Genomic DNA, 18,781 nt, shown 5'->3' with positions numbered 1-18,781 from the left:
TGGGGCATTGTGCGGACAGGTTGTGCACATCACCTGTGGATAACTTTTCCCTGTGCCGGCTATACCCGCTTTGAACTGCGAAAACGCAGTTCCCGGCCAGGACGCGCAAGATGTCTCACAGAGGGGCTTTCCACAGGTTATCCACAGGCTTACGACCTCCTGTGGAAAACTTCACCCACCCGATCGAACGTCTGTCCGGTACTGTTGCCCCGTCATGGCCACTCTGCTCTCCGCCGCTCCGTTCCGGCATCGCCACGACCGCGAGATCTTCGCTCTCGCCGTCCCCACCTTCTTCGCCCTCATCGCCGAACCGCTCTTCCTCCTGACCGACACCGCGATCGTCGGCAGTCTCGGAACCCAGGCGATCGGCGGACTCGGCGTCGCGGGCCAGGTCCTGCTGACCCTCGCGGCGGTGTGCATCTTCCTCGCCTATGGGACCACCGCGGCCGTGTCCCGCAAGTTCGGCGCGGGCGACATCCCCGGCGGTATGCGTGACGGGATCGACGGCCTCTGGCTCGCCGTGATCCTCGGTGTCGTCGCGATCGGCATCGGCTGGCCGCTTGGCCCCTGGATGATCGACCTCCTCGGGGCCTCCCCCGAGGTGGCGCCCTACGCGCTGACCTATCTGCGGATCAGCCTGTTGAGCACGCCGTTCCTGCTGATCATCATGGCCGGGACCGGTGTGCTGCGCGGCCTTCAGGACGCCCGTACCCCGTTGGTGGTGGCGGTCGCCTCCTATATCGGCAACGCGGTGCTCTGCGCGACCTTCGTACTGGTGCTGGACTGGGGCATCGCCGGTTCCGCGTGGTCGACGGTGCTGGCCCAGGGCGCGGGGGCGTTCTGGTACGTGGCGTCCATCGCCCGGTCGGCCCGGCGGGAGGGCGTCTCCCTGGCTCCGAGCGTGGCGGGGCTGCGCGCCTCGGCCTCGGCCGGGTTCGCGTTGTTCCTGCGCAGTGTGTCCATGCGTGTGGTGGCGCTGGTGACCACGGCGGTGGCGGCCCGGCTGGGCGACGAGTCGATCGCGGCGCACCAGGTGAGCTACAACCTGTGGGCGCTTCTGGTGTTCGCGATGGACGCCATCGCCATCGCGGGGCAGTCGATCGTGGGGCGTTATCTGGGGGCGGGGGACGTGCGCGGCACGCGGGCCGCCACCCGTCGCATGGTCGAGTGGGGTGTACTGGCGGGACTGGCCTTCACCGTGGTGGTGTTCCTGGTCCTGCCCTGGGCCCACCTTCCCTTCACCTCGGATCCGAAGGTGGCCTCGTTGATCACGGCCTCGTTGGTGGTCGTGGCGCTGATCCAACCGCTCAGCGGGGTGACGATGGTGCTCGACGGGGTTCTGATGGGCGCCGGCGACCAGCGTTACCTGGCCTGGGCCTCTCTGTGGACGATGTTGGTCTTCCTCCCGTTCGCCCTGGTCCTGCCGTCGCTGGCGACCTCCCAGACCTGGGGGCTGGTCGGTCTCTGGGGCGCCTTCTCGGTATGGATCGTGGCGCGGGCGGTCACCCTGGGTCTGCGGGCCCGTGGCACCGCCTGGCTGGTGACCGGGGCCACTCGAGACTGACGTCCCGAGACGCGGGAAGGGGCCGGTCTCCCGGCCCCCGCGACTCAGCGCCCCGTGTCGAGGTCCCCGAGCGTGGGACCGTGGTAGAAGGTGGCGACGCGTTCGTCGGAGGGTGCTTCCGGGAAACCCGGGAGGCGGGACGGGTCGATGCCTCGGGAGGCCTGGCGGCTCATGTCCCCGAGCTGCTTCCGGAGCCTGCTTCCGACGTCGTCGCGCAGCTTGGGCAGCATCGAGTAGAGCTTGTCGCCCGGGCAGTTGGTGGAGTTGTAGTCGCGGTGGCCCACGATCGCCTCCCGGGGGTCCAACCCGTAGACGGCGCACAGCCAGACACAGGTCTCCACCAGAGAGGACATCAGGGCGGCGGGCGGGGTCTCCGACGAGTACGTGCCCTCGTTCTCGATACCGATGGTGTGCGAGTTGTGGTTCGCGGTGTGCGCGCCGATGACGTGACCGCCGTCGCGGATCGCCTTGAAGGAGTTGTCGCGGCCCTCCATGATGTGGCCGCCTCGGCTGATCGTCAGTTGCTGTCCGGTGTCGGTCCAGCCGTTGTTGTCCATATGGTGGCGTTGGATCGAGCGCGACAGTGCGGCGGCGTGGCTCGCGGAGGTGTCCGATGCGTTCCCGGTCGCGGTGTGGTGGACGACGATGTGGGTCGGGGCCTGCGACTGGATCGAGATCGGCGACTTGGGCACGCGCGCCTTCCAGTCGGATCGGGTGTACAGCCTGGGTTCGGCCGCGGCGGCCGCCGATCCCACCGCGGAGATCCCCAGCGCGCCACCGAGGAGTACGCCTCCGGTGGCCAGGGCCGTGCCGCGCAGCATCGTCCTTCGGTCCACCGCCAGGGGGTGGTCGGTCTCGGATCGTTTCTCAACGGCCATCGGTATGTTGTCCTCTCCGTGCGGAGCGTCGCGGAAAGCGACACGACACAGAGAACACGATAGGTTACAAACAGTAATCAAAGAGGATGTACGACCGGGCGTGTCCCGTGAACGACGAAGGCCCCGCCCCTCCAGAGGAGGGACGGGGCCGCGAGACCGTGGCCGGTCACCGGGTCCGTGATCAGACGCCGGCGATGTCCAGCTTGATCGTGGCGACGACCTCGGGGTGCAGGCGGACCTGGACCTTGTGGGCGCCGACCGACTTGATCGGGTTCTTGATCTCGATACGACGCTTGTCCAGCTCGGGACCGCCGGCGACCTTGACGGCCTCGGCGACGTCCGCGGGCGTGACCGAACCGAACAGACGGCCGCCTTCGCCGGCGCGCTGCTTCAGGCGCACGGTCAGGGCACCGACCTGGCCGGCGACCTGCTGGGCCTCGTCCAGGGTGCGGATGTCACGCGCCTTGCGGGCACGCTGGATCAGGTCGATCTGCTTCTGACCGCCACGGGTCCACCGAATGGCGAACCCGCGGGGCAGCAGGTAGTTGCGACCGTAACCGTTCTTCACCTCGACGACATCGCCGGGGGCTCCGAGACCGTTGACCTCGTGGGTCAAAATCAGCTTCACGACTAAAACCTCCCTCGGATATCGCCGCTAGCGAGCGGTGCTGGTGTAGGGCAGCAGGGCCACCTCGCGCGCGTTCTTGATCGCGGTCGCGACGTCGCGCTGGTGCTGGGTGCAGTTACCCGTGACGCGGCGGGCACGGATCTTGCCGCGCTCGGAGATGAACTTGCGGAGAAGCGTGGTGTCCTTGTAGTCGATGTAGGACTGCTTCTCCTGGCAGAAGAGGCAAACCTTCTTCTTGGGCTTGCGCGCTGCCGGCTTAGCCATCGTGGTGCTCCTTCGCAAGAGCCCCGGGGTCCTCCCGGGGATGGGCTGGGACATGGAAGAGATGACTCGGCGGTTCCGGACCGCCGGGTCGGGTGTGGTGGTGCCGGTCTAGAACGGCGGTTCGTCGGAGAAGCCTCCGCCGCCACCGCCGCCGAAGCCTCCGCCGCCACCACCGTTGGTCGCCCACGGGTCGTCGGCCGGGGGACCGCTGCGGCCGCCCTGGCCGCCCTGCGGGCCACCGAAGCCGCCGCCCTGGTTCCCGTAGCCGCCGCCCTGGGGCTGGCCGCCACCGAAACCGCCACCGCCGCCGCCGAAGCCGCCGCCCTGGCGCTGCGTCTTGGTCACCTTGGCGGTGGCGCTGCGCAGGGCCGGACCGACCTCTTCGACGTCGACCTCGAAAACGGTGCGCTTCTCGCCCTCGCGGGTCTCATAGGAACGCTGCCGCAGACGGCCCTGCACGATGACGCGCATGCCGCGCTGAAGGCTTTCGGCCACGTTCTCCGCGTACTGTCGCCACACCGAGCAGGTGAGGAACATGGACTCGCCGTCCTTCCACTCCCCCGACTGACGGTCGAAGGTGCGGGGCGTCGAGGCCACACGGAAGCTGGCGACCGCGGCTCCACTGTTCGTGAAGCGCAGTTCAGGGTCGTCGACGAGGTTGCCGACGAGCGTGATCTGGGTTTCGCCTGCCATGATCGGCTCCGGTTCGAGATAGTTCGGTTCAGGCGGTTACGCCTGTCCCCGCATCATCCTCGTCACCGAGGACAGAAACAGGGACAGGGGGACGGGCACCGGGGTGCCTAGTGAACCTCGGGACGCAGAACCTTGGTGCGGAGCACGGCCTCGGCGATGCCGAGCTGACGCTCGAGCTCCTTGACCGTTGCGGGCTCGGCGGTCAGGTCGATGACCGCGTAGATGCCCTCGGAGTTCTTCTCGATGTCGTAGGCGAGACGACGCTTGCCCCAGATCTCCGTCTTCTCGACCGAGCCGCCGTCGTTGCGGACGACGCCGAGGAAGTTCTCCAGCGACGGGGCGACGGTGCGCTCGTCGAGGTTCGGGTCGAGGATGATCATGATTTCGTAACGACGCATAGGCGTACGTTCCTCCTCTGGACTGTCGCGGCCATGGAATCTCCATGGCAGGAGGGCAGGAGCCCGGGGTTTTCACCGCCCCGTTCGGAGTGGGGCGGCCGCACAGGCTCTGAGCCATACGGGAGCCAAGATTACCAGCAGCGGCGTACCACCGGTGTTGCCCCTGTGGGAACGACCGAGGGCCGGTGCCGGAGGGTCTCCCCTCCGGCACCGGCCCTCATCGCCGGGTCCGCCGGATCACTCGCGCGGTCGGATCAGCCCCGCGGGGCCGTTCCCCGGCTGTCCGGGGCCGCCGTTCTCGCCACCGTTGTCACCGCCGTCCTCGTCTTCCTCACAGGGCGGGGTCCAAGGCCAGTTGCCACAGTCGTCGGGGTTGTCGGTCTCCCCGCCGTCCTCACAACCGACATCCCAGGGCTCGCACTCCTCCGGCTCGTCGCTGGGCTCGTCGCTCGGCTCGTCGCTGGGCTCCTCGCTCACCTCTTCGCTGGGCTCGTCGCTCGGCTCGTCGCTGGGCTCCTCGCTCGGCGGCGGCGTGGGCAGGAAGCTCTGGTCCTCGCCGACCCACTGGGGCGGCGGGAACTGCTGGTGCTCCTGGCCGGCCATGGCGACCTCCATGTAGGCCTTCCAGACCATCGCGGAGGTGGTACCGCCGTAGACATCGCCGAAATCGGTGCCGAAGTCCAGCGGCTGGCCGCTGTGGCGGCTCAGCCCCACGGCCGTGGAGAGCTGGGGGGTGTACCCGGAGAACCAGGCCGAGACCGCGTCGGAGGAGGTACCGGTCTTACCTGCCACCGGCCGTCCGTCGTCGAGCGCGGCCCTGCTCGCACCACCGTTGAGCACGGCCTCCTGCATGGCGTAGGTGGCGTCGGCCGCGACCCCCTCGGGGAGGACCTCGGTCCCGGTCTCCAGTTCGGTCTTGTCGTCCGGTTCGAGGACCTTGCCGTCGGCCGTCTGGACCTCGGTGACCATGTGCGCCGGGAAGTGGCGCCCCTGGGCCGCGAAGGTCGCGTAGCTGCTGGCCATGTCGAGGGAGTTCACCTGGTGGGTGCCCAGGGCGATGAGCGGACCGACCGTGGAGGTGGTGCTCCGGGCCGGATCGACGCCCATCTCGATCGCGAGCTCGTCGACGCGGGTCTCGCCGACCTCGATCGCCAGTTCCACGAAGCTCGTGTTCACCGAGTCGGCGGTGGACTGGATGAGGTCGACCGGCCCGTAGTCGACGTTGCCGGAGTTGTGCACCGGGCTGGCCAGTCCGGGGAACTCGCGCGCGTTGTCGCCGTCGAACTGGCTGCGCAGGCCGATATTGTCCATCAGCGCGCGCGCCAGGACGTAGGGCTTGTAGGCCGAACCCGCCTGGGTCTGGTGGACCAGGGAGTTGTTGATCACCGTGGCGACATCGGGACCGCCGTTGAAGGCGACGATCTCACCGGTGGAGGGGTCGACCGAGGTCAGGCTCCGCATGGTGTCGTCGGCGGCGGACTCGGGCAGGACGCTGAAGGCCTCCTCGGCCGCGTCCATCAGCTCCTTGTCCAGGGAGGTCTTGATGACCAGACCCTCGGTGGCGATCTTGGCGCCGGTCACGCCTTCCTCGGTGTAGCGCCGTTCGACCTCTTCGATCACGGCCTGACGGACGTAGCCCTGTTGGGGATCGGCCGCCTCCTCCGGGTTGTACTCCAGGGTCTCGGGGATCTCCAGGTTCTGGGCCTCGGACTCGGGGAGGCCGCGTTCGCCGCCGGTCTCCTCGTACATCTGGGCGAGCTGGTTCTGGACGTAGGGCCAGCGCTCGTTCTCCAGGTAGTTCTGGGTCCAGGGGCCGAGTTCGGTGCCCTCGAAGTTGCTGGGCATCTGGATGATGATGCCGAGGTAGGCGCCCTGGGCCTCGTCGAGTTCGCTCACGCTCTTGCCGAAGTACTCCTGGGAGGCCATCTCGATACCGGAGGCGCCGCGACCGAAGTAGATCGTGTTGAGGTAGGTCGTGAGGATCTGGTCGTGGGTGAGCTGCTGGTTCAGCTTGATCGCGATGAAGATCTCGCGGATCTTCCGGGTCAGGGGGGGCTGCCCGTCGAGGTCGCTGTAGTAGTTACGGGCCATCTGCTGGGTGATGGTCGAACCACCACCGTCCTCGCCTCGGCTGAGGATGGCGCGGCCGATGCCGCGGATGTTGATGCCCGGGTCCTCGTAGAAGGTGCGCTGCTCGGCGGCGAGCACACCGTTGACGACCTCCTCGGGGATGTCGTCGCGGGTGATGGAGACCCGCTTGACCTCACCGGTGGTGACGGCGAGTTCCTCCTCGCCCTCCTCGCCGGCCCAGTAGATCTGGGTGGCCGAGGCGGTCTTCTCCGCGTTCTCGGTCAGGTCCCTTTCATCGGGGGCCATCGCGTAGAGGATGACGAAGGCGGCCACGCCGCCGATGATCATCAGGCCGCAGAAGGCCAGCGCGGGCTTCCACGCCTTGGAGAGGAAGCGCTTGAACCAGGGACGGTCGTCCGGTTCCTTGTCGCGGGGGCGTCGGCGTCCGCCGCCTCCACCGCCGGAGCCGCGTCCGCCTCTGCCGGAACCCCGGCCTCCTTCGGAGCGGGCACCGTGCTCACGGTCGCGAGGGTCACGGGGCCCGGAACCGGCGCGCCGGCGGCCTCCCGCCCGGGGGTCGTCGGGACGGCGGCGGGGGCGGTCGCCGTCTTCGGGGCGGCGCGGGCGTTGTCCCTCGGGGCGGCGGCGCGGCCGGTCCCCGTCGTCGGGACGACGGCGCCGGCCCTCGGGGTCACGAGGCCGTTCGCCGTCGGCGCGGCGGCGTCCGCCCTCGGGGCGCGGACGTCCTTCGGAGCGGGCGCCGGCCTCGGGCGGGCGGGCCCTGCGTCGGGGTTCGGCTTCGTCGTTCCCCCAGAAGCCGCCCTCGTCCTCGGGGTCGGGACGGCGACGCCCACCGGCACGTTCTTCCCGGGGCGGGCCGTCGGCCCTGCGCCTTCCGCCGTTACCGCGCGGACCGTCGTCCGGGCCGTTGGCCCGGCGACGGCCGCCGTCGGCACTCCGTCGTCGTTCGGTACTCACGTGGTCCTCGATTGCCTCTCACGGCCGGTCGGCCTGACGATTCCTTGGTGGAAACGGGGGACGGTCCCCCTGGGGGATCGGTGGTTCGCGACCTGTCGCGGTATACCGGCGAGGGTCCGGGCCGGTGTGGCCTGTCTCCACCGCTACGCCTGTCGTTCAAGGCTTGATAAAGAGACGCCCACTTGAGGTCGAAGGTTTTCAACAGGTCGCGAAGACGTTGGCCGCTACTTCCTCCTGGTCGTTGGCCCGCGGGTGCGTTTGCCCCTGTCATCGGCGCTTCGAGCCGACGTGAACGTCGCCGCGGCGGTGGCTTCGTTCCGGGTTCCTACCGGCCGCACACGCAAAGCAAAGGTCACGTTAGAGCGACCGAACGGTAGAGCACAACCCACGCGCGAGAGTATCGCGTGCTTTCACCGTGATCGTCACCTTGCACCGGAATACGCACATCCCCGCTGCTCAGGGGTGGTGCGAACTTTCGTGGACGCCATTGTGATCGCGGCCACTCCCGTTACCCGAGAGGGGGCGGGGCCTTCGGTGACCGGCGAGGTCGGGGCCGGTGCCGCGCGCCGGCCGGGAGACCGCGGGGATTCTTACCCTCGTGTGAACATCACGTTTCCGCCGCACCCCGCCGGAGACGGCCCACATGACAGGCAAAGATAGAGTCATAGCAGAACAAACCAGCCGGACATTCACAGTTCGCCCCCCGTGGTCGACCACCATGAGGGGGAACAGAACCGCCGTGTGCGCTGCTGACCACATACGGGATACGGACGCAGGACGACGAGCCCCGGACCGCTTCGGCGCGGGCCCGTCGCCATGCGCTGTGGAATCCATGTTCACCAAGAAGAAGGAGCAAGGACCAATGGGTTCGGTACGTGTAGCCGTCGTGGGCGTCGGCAACTGTGCGGCGTCGCTCGTCCAGGGCGTGCACTATTACAAGGACGCCGACCCGGAGTCCCGGGTGCCCGGTCTGATGCATGTCCGATTCGGCCCCTACCACGTGCGCGACATCGAGTTCGTCGCGGCCTTCGACGTGGACGCCAAGAAGGTCGGCCATGACCTGTCCGACGCCATCGTCGCGAGCGAGAACAACACCGTCAAGATCTGTGACGTCCCGCCGACCGGCGTGACCGTCATGCGGGGCCCGACCTACGACGGTCTGGGCCGGTACTACCGCGAGACCATCCAGGAGTCCTCCGAGGACGCCGTCGACGTGGTCGCCGCGCTCAAGGCCTCGAAGGCCGACGTCCTCGTCTCCTACCTCCCGGTGGGTTCCGAGGAGGCCGACAAGTTCTACGCCCAGTGCGCCATCGACGCGGGTGTCGCCTTCGTCAACGCGCTCCCCGTCTTCATCGCCTCCGACCCCGAGTGGGCCGAGAAGTTCACCAAGGCCGGGGTGCCGATCATCGGCGACGACATCAAGTCGCAGATCGGCGCGACCATCACCCACCGTGTGCTGTCCAAGCTGTTCGAGGACCGCGGCGTCGTCGTCGACCGCACCTACCAGCTCAACTTCGGCGGCAACATGGACTTCAAGAACATGTTGGAGCGCGAGCGCCTGGAGTCCAAGAAGATCTCCAAGACCCAGTCGGTCACCTCGCAGATCCCGCACGAGCTCAACGCCGGTTCCGTGCACATCGGCCCCTCGGACCACGTGCCGTGGCTGGACGACCGCAAGTGGGCCTACATCCGTCTGGAGGGTCGCGCCTTCGGCGACGTCCCGCTGAACCTGGAGTACAAGCTGGAGGTCTGGGACTCCCCGAACTCCGCGGGCATCATCATCGACGCGGTCCGCGCCGCGAAGATCGCCAAGGACCGCGGTATCGGCGGACCGATCCTGGCCCCCTCCTCCTACTTCATGAAGTCGCCGCCCGAGCAGTACAGCGACGCCGAGGCGCACGACCGTGTCGAGCGCTTCATCGAGGGCGAGAACGTCTGATCCTCCGCCCGGGGCCGTCTCCGGCCCCGGGCGTTCCTCATCCGGCGCACGCTCTACCCTGTGTCGGTGTCCTTCTTCGGTGATCTGCGCGAGGTCCTGCGGGGCCCACGTTTCCGCCGGTTGTTCGGTACCCGGTTGGTCTCGCAGTTCTCCGACGGGATCTACCAGGCCGGTCTGGCCGGTTTCGTCTTCTTCAACCCCGAGCAGCACACCGGCGCGGGCGAGGTCGCCATGGCGTTCGCCGTGCTGCTCCTCCCCTTCTCCGTGGTCGCCCCGTTCGCCGGGGTGCTCATCGACCGCATGCCGAGGCGTCAGGTCCTCTTCCTGTCCTCGCTGATCAAAGCGGCCCTGGCCACGGTGACCGCGCTCCTGATCGCCCACGGCGAGGGGCCCGCGTTCTTCATCGCCGCGCTCCTGGTGTTGAGCGTCAATCGTTTCCTGCTCTCCGGGCTCTCCGCCGGCCTGCCCTACGTGGTCCCGCGCGACCGGTTGATGATGGCCAACGCCGTCACCCCCACCTGCGGCACCGTCGCCAGTTCCCTGGGCACCGGGGTCGGGTTGGCCATCGGGATGATCGGCGGGGAACGGGCCCTGGGCACCGGGATGATCCTGTTCGTCGCCGCGTTGGGCTTCGTCGGGGCCGCCCTGGTCTCGCTCACCCTGCGCCATGGGGAACTGGGTCCGCACCTGGACGAGGAGCCGGAGGAGGTCCGTGCCGCCCTGCGCAACGTGGTGGTCGGTATGACCTCGGGGGTCCGGCACGTCTGGGGGCGGGTGCCGGCCCGGGTCGGGCTGCTCACCATCGGCGGCCACCGGGTCCTGTTCGGGATCTCCACCCTGATCACACTGCTGCTGTACAACAACACCTTCACCGGTGGCGGGGTCGCCGGGATGGCCGGTTTCTCCGTGGCGGCCGGACTGCTCGCCCTCGGGTTCTTCCTCGGGGCCGTGGCCACCCCGTCGGCGACCTCACGGATCGGGGAGAACGCCTGGATCGCCTCTCTGCTCTTCGCCGCCGGGACGGCGCTGCTGGTGTTCGGGCTGCCCTTCTCCCCCGCCCTGTTCCCGGTGGCCGCCTTCGTCCTGGGGTTCGTGTCCCAGGGGGTGAAGGTCACCGTCGACACCCTGGTGCAGCGCCACGTCGACGACGCCTTCCGAGGCCGGGTCTTCTCCGTCTACGACGTCCTGTTCAACGCGACCTTCGTCCTGGGCGCGGCGCTGGCCGCCGCTCTGATCCCCCCGTCGGGGACCAGCGTCCCCGTGGTCGCGGCGATGGTGATCGCCTTCCTGTCGATGGGCGCGGCCTGGACGGTACGCGCCCGCCGCGAGAACCGCCACGAGGTGACCCGGATCCCCTGATCAGGGCTCGGTCGTCTCCCGGTACAGCCGCAGGCCTCGTGCCCGGTAGTTGGCCAGGGCGTGCTCCCCGTCGAGGGAGCACGTGTGCAACCACACCCGGCGGGTCGCCTCGTGACCGGCCGGCCGCTCCCCCATCGACCAGGCGCGTCGCAGCGCCTCGGTGAGCATGTGGCCGCCGAGGCCGCGTCCGAGGAACCCGGGTAGGAGACCGAAGTAGACGATCTCGACGTCCCCGGCGTCCTGCCCCTCCAGCTCGACGTAGCCCGCCGGGGTCCCCCGTTCGTACAGGACCCAGGTCTCCACACGGGGATCCTCGGTCCGGGCACGCCACTCGTCGATCCCCCAGGAGCCGCGATCCACCCATTGGTAGTCGCGGCCGACCTCGGAGTAGAGGAAACGGGAGAGCTCGGCGGAGGGGAGCTCCGCGTGGACGAGGGCGACGTGGCCCCCCGGGTCGCGCCCCGGACGCAACTCGTCGGGGGCGGTGGTCTCCAGATACCAGATGGTGGTGCTCACCGGAGTATTCTCCCGATCCCCGCGTGATCGGCCGAGACCGGGGTCGACGGGGAGACCCCCGCCATGGGTCGACATATCGCCCCATCGTTCGGTGACCGGAGCGTCACCTGATGTAGTGTCCCCCGGGAGAACCCATCCACGAGCGGGAACGGTGGCCATGACCGGTGACCACGGACTCGGCGCCCCTTCGAGCTCCTTCGGGGAACGCGGGGTCGCCAAGCGGATCGAGACGGTGCGCCGACAACTCCCCGTCCGCGGCGATCGACTGCTCGACGTCGGCTGCGGAGACGGCACCTACACCGTCGAACTCGCCGGAGGATACGTGCGGGTCGACGCGGTGGACGTCGAACCCGGACGGTTGGAGTCCTTCTCCGACCGCATCGCCGGAACCGAACTGGAGGACCGGGTCGGCGTGCACAAGATGTCCGTGGACTCCCTGGCCTTCGACGCCAACACCTTCGACCGGGTCACCGCCTTCGAGGTCGTGGAACACCTCGACCACCTGGAGGAGGGGCTCTCCGAGATCCGCCGGGTGCTCAAACCGGGAGGCGCCCTCTCCCTCACCACCCCCAACCGCTGGTTCCCCTTCGAGACCCACGGGGTGCTGTGGGGCGCGCGGCGCCGTTCGGCCCTGACCGCGCCCTTCCTGCCCTGGGTGCGCCCCCTGCACGACAGGATGTCGGACGCCCGCGCCTTCACCACGCAGGAGATGGGCGGGCTGTTGCGCGGCGCGGGCCTTCGCGTACGCGCCATCGACTATCTGATGCCGCCCTTCGACCGCCGCCCCCGTGCCCTCCAGCACGTGGCGGACGGGCTGGAGGGCACCCCGCTCCGGGTCTTCGGCATGGCCATGGCCGTCACCGCGGTCAAACCCGGGCTGTAGTGAGGGGGCTAACGCTCCAGGTGGTCGGCGGCCCAGGAGCGCAGCTCGCGTTCGGCCGTCTCCTTCTCCATCGGACCGTGTTCCAGGCGCAGTTCGAGAAGGAAGCGGTAGGCCTTGCCGACCAGGGGGCCGGGGCCGACGCCGAGGATCTCCTGGATCTCGTTGCCGTCGAGGTCGGGACGGATACGGTCCAGTTCCTCCTGTTCGGCGAGGGTCTCGATCCGACGTTCGATGTCGTCGTAGGAGCGGGCGAGGGCCGCCGCCTTGCGCCGGTTGCGAGTGGTGCAGTCGGCGCGGGTGAGGATGTGCAGCCGCTCCAGCTGGTCTCCGGCGTCACGGGCGTAGCGGCGCACCGCGGAGTCGGTCCACTCCCCCTTGCCGTAACCGTGGAACCTCAGGTGCAGGGCGACCAGGTGGCCCACCTGACCGACGACGTCCTTGGGGAAGCGCAGCGCGGTGAGCCGCTTACGGCTCATGGAGGCGCCGACCACCTCGTGGTGGTGGAAGGTCACCCGGTTGCCGCCTTCGAAGGCACGGGTCTTGGGTTTGCCGATGTCGTGCAGGAGCGCGGCCAGACGCAGCACCAGGTCGGGCTCGTGTCCGCGCGAACGCTCCAGATCGATGGCCTGGTCGAGAACGGTGAGCGAATGCTCGTAGACGTCCTTGTGCCGGTGGTGCTCGTCGATCTCCAACCGCATCTTGGGGATCTCCGGAAGGACGTGCTCGGCGATGCCGAGGTCCACCATGAGTTCGATGCCCCGGCGCGGGTTCGGGCTGAGCAGGAGCTTGGTGAGCTCGTCGCGGACACGCTCGGCCGAGACGATGGTGAGCCGGTCGGCCATGTCGCGCGCGGCCTCGGCCACCTCGGGGGCGAGCGTGAAGTCGAGCCGGGCGGCGAAACGGACCGCGCGCATGATGCGCAGCGGGTCGTCGCTGAAGGAGTCCTCCGGCCTTCCGGGGGTGCGCAGCACCTTGGCGCGCAGATCGGCCAGGCCCCCGAAGGGGTCGACGAACTCTCCGCTCGGCAGCCGGACCGCCATCGCGTTCACGGTGAAGTCCCGGCGCAGCAGGTCGTCGCGGATGTCGGTGCCGTAGGACACCTCGGGCTTGCGCGACTTGGGCGAGTAGGCCTCGCTGCGATAGGTGGTGATCTCCAACTGATCGCCGCGCTTGCGCAGACCGACGGTGCCGAACTCGATGCCGACCGTCCACACCGAGTCGGCCCAGCCGTCGACCAGTTCGAGGATGCGCTGGGGGACGGCGTCGGTGGTGAGGTCGATGTCGTTGGAGGCGCGGCCGAGCAGAGCGTCACGGACCGGACCGCCGACGAGGGCGAGCTGTTGGTCGTGCGCGGCGAACCGGTCGCCGAGTTCCTCTGAGACCGTACGCATCGAGTCGATCAGCGCGGTGATCGCGGCGCGCTGCTCACCGGTCGGCTCGTCCACGACCGAGCTCCTTCCGATGCGCTCGTCACGTGCGGTGTCGTTACTCGAAAACTCTGTGTTCGGCACACAACGCAGATTAAGTGGCCGCGCGGGCAAACCGCGAATCGTCTCCGACCTTCGGCGGAGGGTGTGGAGACCCTGGCGTGGACCCCGTGGCGGATGAAAGGCTGGCCTCACCACACGCCAGGGCGAGGGCCGCGCCAGGACCGGGGTTCGGGGAACGCGGTATCTTCGGGTGCAGTGGTGGCTTGTCACGGTCAGCCCGAGGCCACCTGCCCCGCTTCCGCCGAGCGCGCCGTGCGGGCACCCCGCTCCGTCCCCGCCCTGTCACATCCACATCCCCGGCGGGATGGACATCTGGCCCCGAATCAGGAAACCGGTCAAGCGTTGCGTCGAACTGCTCCCGTGGCCGCGGTCATGACCATGGCCGCCGCGCTGCTCCCGATACCGGCCACGCTCTCGCCCGCCTCCGCGGAGCCCGAGAACGAGGAGTCGGCCCCTCCGGTCGCCGTGGAACGGATCACCCCTTCCTCGCTCGACGAGGACAGCACCCTGCGCGTCTCGGGTGAGGTGACCAACACCACGGGCGCCTCCGTGGAGGACGTCACCGTCCGGATCCGCTACTCCAGGAACGCCTTCACCTCGCGTGACGAACTCGACGGGTTCGCCTCGGGCGAGGGCCTCCAACCCGATTCGCGGGGTCCGAAGAAGGAGTTCGAGGGCGAGCTGAAGCCCGACGGCACCATCGAGTACTCGCTCAGTACCCCGGTGGAGGATCTCGAGCTGGGGTCCTACGGCGTCTACCCCTTGGTGGTGGAGGCCGTCGGCGGTGACGGCGAGCTGCTGGGCGCTCAGTACACCTTCCTCCCCTACGTGGGCGAGGACGACAAGGACGTGGACCCCGTCGATCTGGCCTGGGTCTGGCCGTTGATGGACGATCCGGGTCGGGCGGACGACGACACCTTCCTCGGGGAGGGTCTCCACGACTCCGTGACCGCGGAGGGGCGTCTCGGCCGTCTTCTGGAGGCCGGGGCCCAGGTTCCGCTCTCCTTCGACGTCGGGGACGAGGACCTCGTCAAGGAGCTCGGGCTGAACGAGGACCCGTCCGAGGAGGCGGAGGATCCGTCCCCCGAGGCCGGATCACCCTCTCCCGACGAGGAGCCGAGCGACTCCTCCCCCTCTCCCGAGGAGAGCGGTGAGCCTCGGGACGAGGCCTCCGCGTCGCCGAAGGACGAGGAGTCCGATGAGGACGAGGATCAGGACGGCGGCGAGAAGGAACGTTCGCCCGAACGCACCGAGGGCATCCCGGTGACCTGGGCCGTCGACCCGGGGACCATGGACGACATCCTCAGGATGGCCGCCGCCGACCACACGGTGGTCGAGGACCTCTCGGAGGTTCCGGCCGGCAGTGACCCCGAGCGGAACGAACGCGCCGCGGACCAGGCGGCGCAGGTATGGCTGCGGGAGGCCCGCGGTGTGCTCGCGGCCGACGCCGTGGTGGCGTCCTCCTACGCCGACACGGACCTGGCGTCCCTGCTGCGCAACGACATGCGCACGGACGCCGAGGCCTCGCTGAGCATCTCCAGGGAGGCTCTGCGACGTTCTCTGGCCCTGGAGGCCGATGAGCGCTTCGCCCTGCCCGCCGAGGGGTTGATGGACGAGGGCGTGCAGGAGTTGTTCTCCTCGGACGGCGCCGACCGCTTCCTGTTGACGGAGGAGGCCCTCCCGCCGGAGCCGTGGATCGACACGACCCTGACCGCCGAGGCCCCGCTGCCCGCCACCGGGGCCGAGGAGGAGGGCGTGGATCCCTTCGCCCTGGTCGCCGACGCCGGTCTGACCGACGTGCTGTCCATGCCCTCGCACGGCCCCGGGGAATCCGCGCTGGCGCTCCAACGGTTCGCCGCCGAGACCGCGATGATCGCCGGCGAGGACGGTGGGAAGGACCGCGTGGTGGTCGCCGCCCCCTCACGGGACTGGGACCCCAGCGCCGAACTCGCCGCCGGGGTGCTCAAGGCCACCGACGACCTGCCCTGGCTGTCGCCCGAGCGGCTGGACCGGGTGAAGACCCCCGACCCCGACGAGTGGGAGGACACCCGGCAGGACCTGAACTACCCCCAGGAGTCCTACGGGCAGGAGCTCAGCTCGACCTACCTCGGCCAGATCGAGGACGTGAGCCGGGACGTCCGACTGTTCAACAGCATCCTCGTCGGGGACAGCGACCCCTTCCGCCCCTCACTGGTGCGGCTGGAGTCGGTGTACTGGCGTGAGCGCGAGGCCCTGGCGGGGGCGACCCGTTCCCTCGTCAGCCAGGCCGTCCAGGGCCGCATGGAGGACGTGCGCATCATCCCGGGCGAGCCGGTCACCCTGGCCAGCCGGACCGGGATCACCGGTGTGCTCGTCGCCAACGACCTGGAGGACGAGTCCGTCTACGTGCACCTGTCGATCTTCTCGGAGAACTCCGAGCGGCTCAGCATCGGTGACTACACGTCCTCCTTCGAGATCGCCCCGGGAGCGAAGACGACGGTCTACGTTCCGCTCTCGGCCCGGATCAACGGCAGCACCACCGTGCACGTGAGCCTCCAGAACGCGGACGGCGAGCCGATCAGCCCGCAGGACACCATGCTCCAGGTGAACGCCACCGGCCTGGGGACCCAGGCTCTGCTCATCAGCGGGATCGGCCTGTTGATCCTGATCGCGGCGCTCGCCCCTCGGGCGCTGCGCAAGTGGGCCCGCCGTCAGGCGGCCAAGGCCGAGAAGAACGAGGACGGCGAGTCTCCCTCCGCCGAGATCCCCCGGGACGAGGGCGCCGAAGCCGGTGACGGCGAGGCCGCCGGGTCCGAGACCGACGAACGGTCCGACGGGACCGAGGGGTCGGCTTCCCGGGACGACGGTTCCGAAGAGGCCGAGGACCGGCCCGACGACGACGGCGACGCGCGCAAGTGATCTCGCCGGCACCGCGGCCGACGGGGCGACGTTCCGACACGTCGCCCCGTCGGCCGTGTCACACCCCTTTTCCCTCCCCGGGTCCCCGGACCCGGGCTTTCCGCCCTTTCCGCGTATCCCCGCACGGAGCCGCGGTACCGATCTCCTTCCCTGCCGGACGAAAGGAACCCTGATCCACAGTGGTCACCGACTCCCCTAACGGCGACGAGTATCCGCCTCGTTACGCCCCCAGGCACCGCAGGCCGGCCTCCGAAGGGCCGCTTCCCGGAGAGGGTCCGATCCGGCCCTATCCCGGGCCGACCCCGTCCTTCGAGGAGGGCGAGCTCCCCGAGCCCGCCGCCGACCCGTACGGCCCCGTGCTCGGCGGAGACCGCCGGAACGCCGGGGAACGCCGGGAGACGGCCGAGGAGCCGGTGCAGGAGTCCGCGGGCGAGGCGGAGCCCTCCGGCGGCATGATGCGCTCCAGCGCGATCATGGCCGTGGGGACCATGGCCTCCCGCCTGACCGGGTTCGCCCGCACCATCGTGCTGGCCGCCGCCATCGGTACCCACCTGCTGGGCGACGCCTACCACACGGCGCACACGATCCCCTTCATCCTCAACGACCTCCTCATCGGTGGTCTGATGGCCTCCGTGGTCATCCCGTTCCTGGTCAAACGGCGCAAGAACGACCTGGACGGCGGCAAGGCCACCGAGGACCGGCTCTTCACCTCGATGGTGCTCGCGCTACTGGTGGTGACCACCGTCGCGATCCTGGCCGCCGAGGCGCTGATCTGGTTGTACGGATCGCGCTTCACGTCCCTCCAGTTCGACACGTCGGTCTATCTGGCCCGGTTCCTGCTCTCCCAGATCTTCTTCGTGGGTCTGAGCGGCCTGCTCAGCGCCATGCTCAACACCCGAGGCAAATTCGGCGCGGCCGTGTGGGCCCCGGTGCTGAACAACATCGTGATCATGGGTGTGGCGGCGATGTTCCTGGTCGTGGCCGGCCCGGGGCGGACCCCCGAGACGGTCACCTCCGCCGAGCTGACCCTGCTCGGCGCCGGAACCGCCGCCGGCATGGCCCTCCAGGCCGTGGTGCTGTTCGTCGCCCTGACCCGCACCGGATACCGCTGGAGGCCCCGCCTCGACCTGCGCGGCTCCGGGCTCGGCGAGGCTCTGCGCTCGGCCGGCTGGATGATGCTCTACACCCTGCTGACCCAGGCCGGTCTGTGGATCACCACCAACATCGCCAACGCCGCCAACGTCGCCGGTATCGAGCAGGGCCTGGACGTGGGTGCCGGTATCAGCGCCTACAACCTGGCCTACCAGCTCTTCCAGCTTCCGTACGCGATCATCGCGGTCTCCCTCATCACCGTGCTGCTGCCCCGGATGAGCGCTCACGCCGACGACCGGAACTGGGACGCGGTCCGCTCGGACTTCTCCCGCACGCTGCGGATCTCCGCGTTCGTGCTGGTGCCGACGGCGTTCGCGGTCGCGATGTTCGCCCAGCCCCTGTCGATCCTGGCCTTCGCCCGCGGTTCCGTCTCGGTGGAGGACGCGTCCGCCATCGGCCAGATCCTCGCGGTCATGTCGCTCGGTCTGGTGCCGTTCACCGTCTTCCAGCTCATGCTGCGGGTCTTCTTCGCGCTCGGCGACACGAGGACCCCGGCCCTCATCGGTATCGCCAACCTGGCCGTTCACAGCGGTCTGGCGCTGGTCGCCTACCTGCTCCTGCCGCCCGACATGGTGGTCGTCGGTGTGGCCGCGGGCTTCATGTTCTCGTTCCTGAGCGGGTTGACCATCGCCGGTCAGGTCCTCAGTCGGCGGATCGAGGGGCTTGACGGGAAGCACATCATTGGAACAATGTTGCGGCTGCACCTGGCAGTCGTCCCGAGCATCGCGGCGGGCTTCGGCGCGCTCTGGCTCTTCGACACCTACGTCGGTCCCGGTCTGGCCACCTATATCGGCGCCCCCGTCGCCGGTTGCGCGGTCGGCGCCCTGCTCTTCCTCGTCGCCGCGCGCGTACTGCGCGTCCCCGAGCTGAGCGCCGCGGTGGAACTCATCCGAGGCCGGCTGCGTCGTTAGTCACCGCCCCTCTCCTCCACCGGCCCCGCCCCGCCGGTGAGCACGTAGTCGTCCCACCCAGAAAAGGACCGCCCGACGGTGTCCAGCGACCACCCCCGTGAGAAGACCGAGGAGCCCTACCCGGGTCCCTCGGAACGAACGGAGCACCCCGCCCGTCGCC

The 18,781-nt window shown here is 69.2% G+C and carries 14 protein-coding genes; 6 read left to right on the top strand and 8 right to left on the bottom strand.

Going from position 1 to position 18,781, the window contains the following annotated elements:
* Nucleotides 1–214: 214 nt before the first annotated feature.
* Entirely contained in the window at nucleotides 215–1,564 is a 1,350-nt protein-coding gene (locus U9J66_RS12475) for an MATE family efflux transporter (protein ID WP_326337742.1), read from the top strand.
* A gap of 44 nt (nucleotides 1,565–1,608) precedes the next feature.
* Here U9J66_RS12475 and U9J66_RS12470 read toward each other — a convergent pair whose 3' ends face one another.
* The 6 genes from U9J66_RS12470 to U9J66_RS12445 all read right to left on the bottom strand — a co-directional run bounded on the left by U9J66_RS12470 (nucleotide 1,609) and on the right by U9J66_RS12445 (nucleotide 7,473).
* Nucleotides 1,609–2,442: a peptidoglycan recognition protein family protein gene (locus U9J66_RS12470; RefSeq protein WP_326337741.1), complete on the bottom strand. Its 834-nt coding sequence runs from the start codon at nucleotides 2,440–2,442 to the stop codon at nucleotides 1,609–1,611.
* 181 nt (nucleotides 2,443–2,623) lie between these two features.
* Complete coding sequence (rplI, locus tag U9J66_RS12465; protein ID WP_014908814.1) at nucleotides 2,624–3,070, bottom strand: 50S ribosomal protein L9; 447 nt, start codon at nucleotides 3,068–3,070, stop codon at nucleotides 2,624–2,626.
* 27 nt (nucleotides 3,071–3,097) lie between these two features.
* Nucleotides 3,098–3,334, bottom strand: a complete 237-nt coding sequence (rpsR, locus tag U9J66_RS12460) for a 30S ribosomal protein S18 (protein WP_013155832.1) — start codon at nucleotides 3,332–3,334, stop codon at nucleotides 3,098–3,100.
* Nucleotides 3,335–3,442: 108 nt separating this feature from the next.
* Entirely contained in the window at nucleotides 3,443–4,027 is a 585-nt protein-coding gene (locus U9J66_RS12455) for a single-stranded DNA-binding protein (RefSeq protein WP_042284593.1), read from the bottom strand.
* A 107-nt stretch (nucleotides 4,028–4,134) separates the two neighbouring features.
* A complete protein-coding gene (gene rpsF, locus U9J66_RS12450) occupies nucleotides 4,135–4,425 on the bottom strand; it encodes a 30S ribosomal protein S6 (protein WP_014910833.1) in 291 nt (96 codons plus the stop codon).
* Between the two features lie 237 nt (nucleotides 4,426–4,662).
* Complete coding sequence (locus U9J66_RS12445) at nucleotides 4,663–7,473, bottom strand: transglycosylase domain-containing protein (RefSeq protein ID WP_326337740.1); 2,811 nt, start codon at nucleotides 7,471–7,473, stop codon at nucleotides 4,663–4,665.
* Between the two features lie 862 nt (nucleotides 7,474–8,335).
* Here U9J66_RS12445 and U9J66_RS12440 point away from each other — a divergent pair.
* Together U9J66_RS12440 and U9J66_RS12435 are read left to right on the top strand one after the other, a co-directional pair.
* Nucleotides 8,336–9,412 carry an inositol-3-phosphate synthase gene (locus U9J66_RS12440; RefSeq protein ID WP_017536073.1) on the top strand — a complete coding sequence of 359 codons (1,077 nt, stop codon included), beginning with the start codon at nucleotides 8,336–8,338 and terminating at the stop codon, nucleotides 9,410–9,412.
* Between the two features lie 66 nt (nucleotides 9,413–9,478).
* A complete protein-coding gene (locus tag U9J66_RS12435; protein WP_326337739.1) occupies nucleotides 9,479–10,771 on the top strand; it encodes an MFS transporter in 1,293 nt (430 codons plus the stop codon).
* Here U9J66_RS12435 and U9J66_RS12430 read toward each other — a convergent pair whose 3' ends face one another.
* Nucleotides 10,772–11,287, bottom strand: a complete 516-nt coding sequence (locus tag U9J66_RS12430; RefSeq protein WP_326337738.1) for a GNAT family N-acetyltransferase — start codon at nucleotides 11,285–11,287, stop codon at nucleotides 10,772–10,774.
* A gap of 157 nt (nucleotides 11,288–11,444) precedes the next feature.
* Between U9J66_RS12430 and U9J66_RS12425 the strand changes: the two genes are divergently transcribed.
* A complete protein-coding gene (locus tag U9J66_RS12425; protein ID WP_014909823.1) occupies nucleotides 11,445–12,170 on the top strand; it encodes a class I SAM-dependent methyltransferase in 726 nt (241 codons plus the stop codon).
* 8 nt (nucleotides 12,171–12,178) lie between these two features.
* Here the strand turns inward: U9J66_RS12425 and U9J66_RS12420 are convergent, their stop codons facing one another.
* Complete coding sequence (locus tag U9J66_RS12420) at nucleotides 12,179–13,681, bottom strand: CCA tRNA nucleotidyltransferase (protein ID WP_326337737.1); 1,503 nt, start codon at nucleotides 13,679–13,681, stop codon at nucleotides 12,179–12,181.
* Between the two features lie 351 nt (nucleotides 13,682–14,032).
* On the opposite strand from U9J66_RS12420, the gene U9J66_RS12415 reads away from it, so the two are divergent.
* A complete protein-coding gene (locus U9J66_RS12415; protein WP_326337971.1) occupies nucleotides 14,033–16,558 on the top strand; it encodes a DUF6049 family protein in 2,526 nt (841 codons plus the stop codon).
* Nucleotides 16,559–16,737: 179 nt separating this feature from the next.
* Nucleotides 16,738–18,621 (top strand): murein biosynthesis integral membrane protein MurJ, encoded by a 1,884-nt coding sequence (murJ, locus tag U9J66_RS12410; protein ID WP_326337736.1) that lies wholly within the window; start codon nucleotides 16,738–16,740, stop codon nucleotides 18,619–18,621.
* Nucleotides 18,622–18,781 lie beyond the last annotated feature (160 nt).

The sequence above is a fragment of the Nocardiopsis sp. LDBS1602 genome, assembly GCF_035818715.1.
GTDB classification, from domain to species: Bacteria; Actinomycetota; Actinomycetes; order Streptosporangiales; family Streptosporangiaceae; genus Nocardiopsis; species Nocardiopsis alba.
Note: the sequence above shows the minus strand (reverse complement) of the source record. Positions and strands in the feature narration are given on the sequence as shown.

Bases quoted from the DNA above. Each gene is read 5' to 3' on its own strand.
- rpsF (WP_014910833.1), bottom strand. From the start codon at position 4,425: ATGCGTCGTTACGAAATCATGATCATCCTCGACCCGAACCTCGACGAG.
- rpsR (WP_013155832.1), bottom strand. From the start codon at position 3,334: ATGGCTAAGCCGGCAGCGCGCAAGCCCAAGAAGAAGGTTTGCCTCTTC.
- U9J66_RS12475 (WP_326337742.1), top strand. From the start codon at position 215: ATGGCCACTCTGCTCTCCGCCGCTCCGTTCCGGCATCGCCACGACCGC.
- U9J66_RS12425 (WP_014909823.1), top strand. From the start codon at position 11,445: ATGACCGGTGACCACGGACTCGGCGCCCCTTCGAGCTCCTTCGGGGAA.
- U9J66_RS12455 (WP_042284593.1), bottom strand. From the start codon at position 4,027: ATGGCAGGCGAAACCCAGATCACGCTCGTCGGCAACCTCGTCGACGAC.
- U9J66_RS12440 (WP_017536073.1), top strand. From the start codon at position 8,336: ATGGGTTCGGTACGTGTAGCCGTCGTGGGCGTCGGCAACTGTGCGGCG.
- U9J66_RS12470 (WP_326337741.1), bottom strand. From the start codon at position 2,442: ATGGCCGTTGAGAAACGATCCGAGACCGACCACCCCCTGGCGGTGGAC.
- U9J66_RS12415 (WP_326337971.1), top strand. From the start codon at position 14,033: ATGACCATGGCCGCCGCGCTGCTCCCGATACCGGCCACGCTCTCGCCC.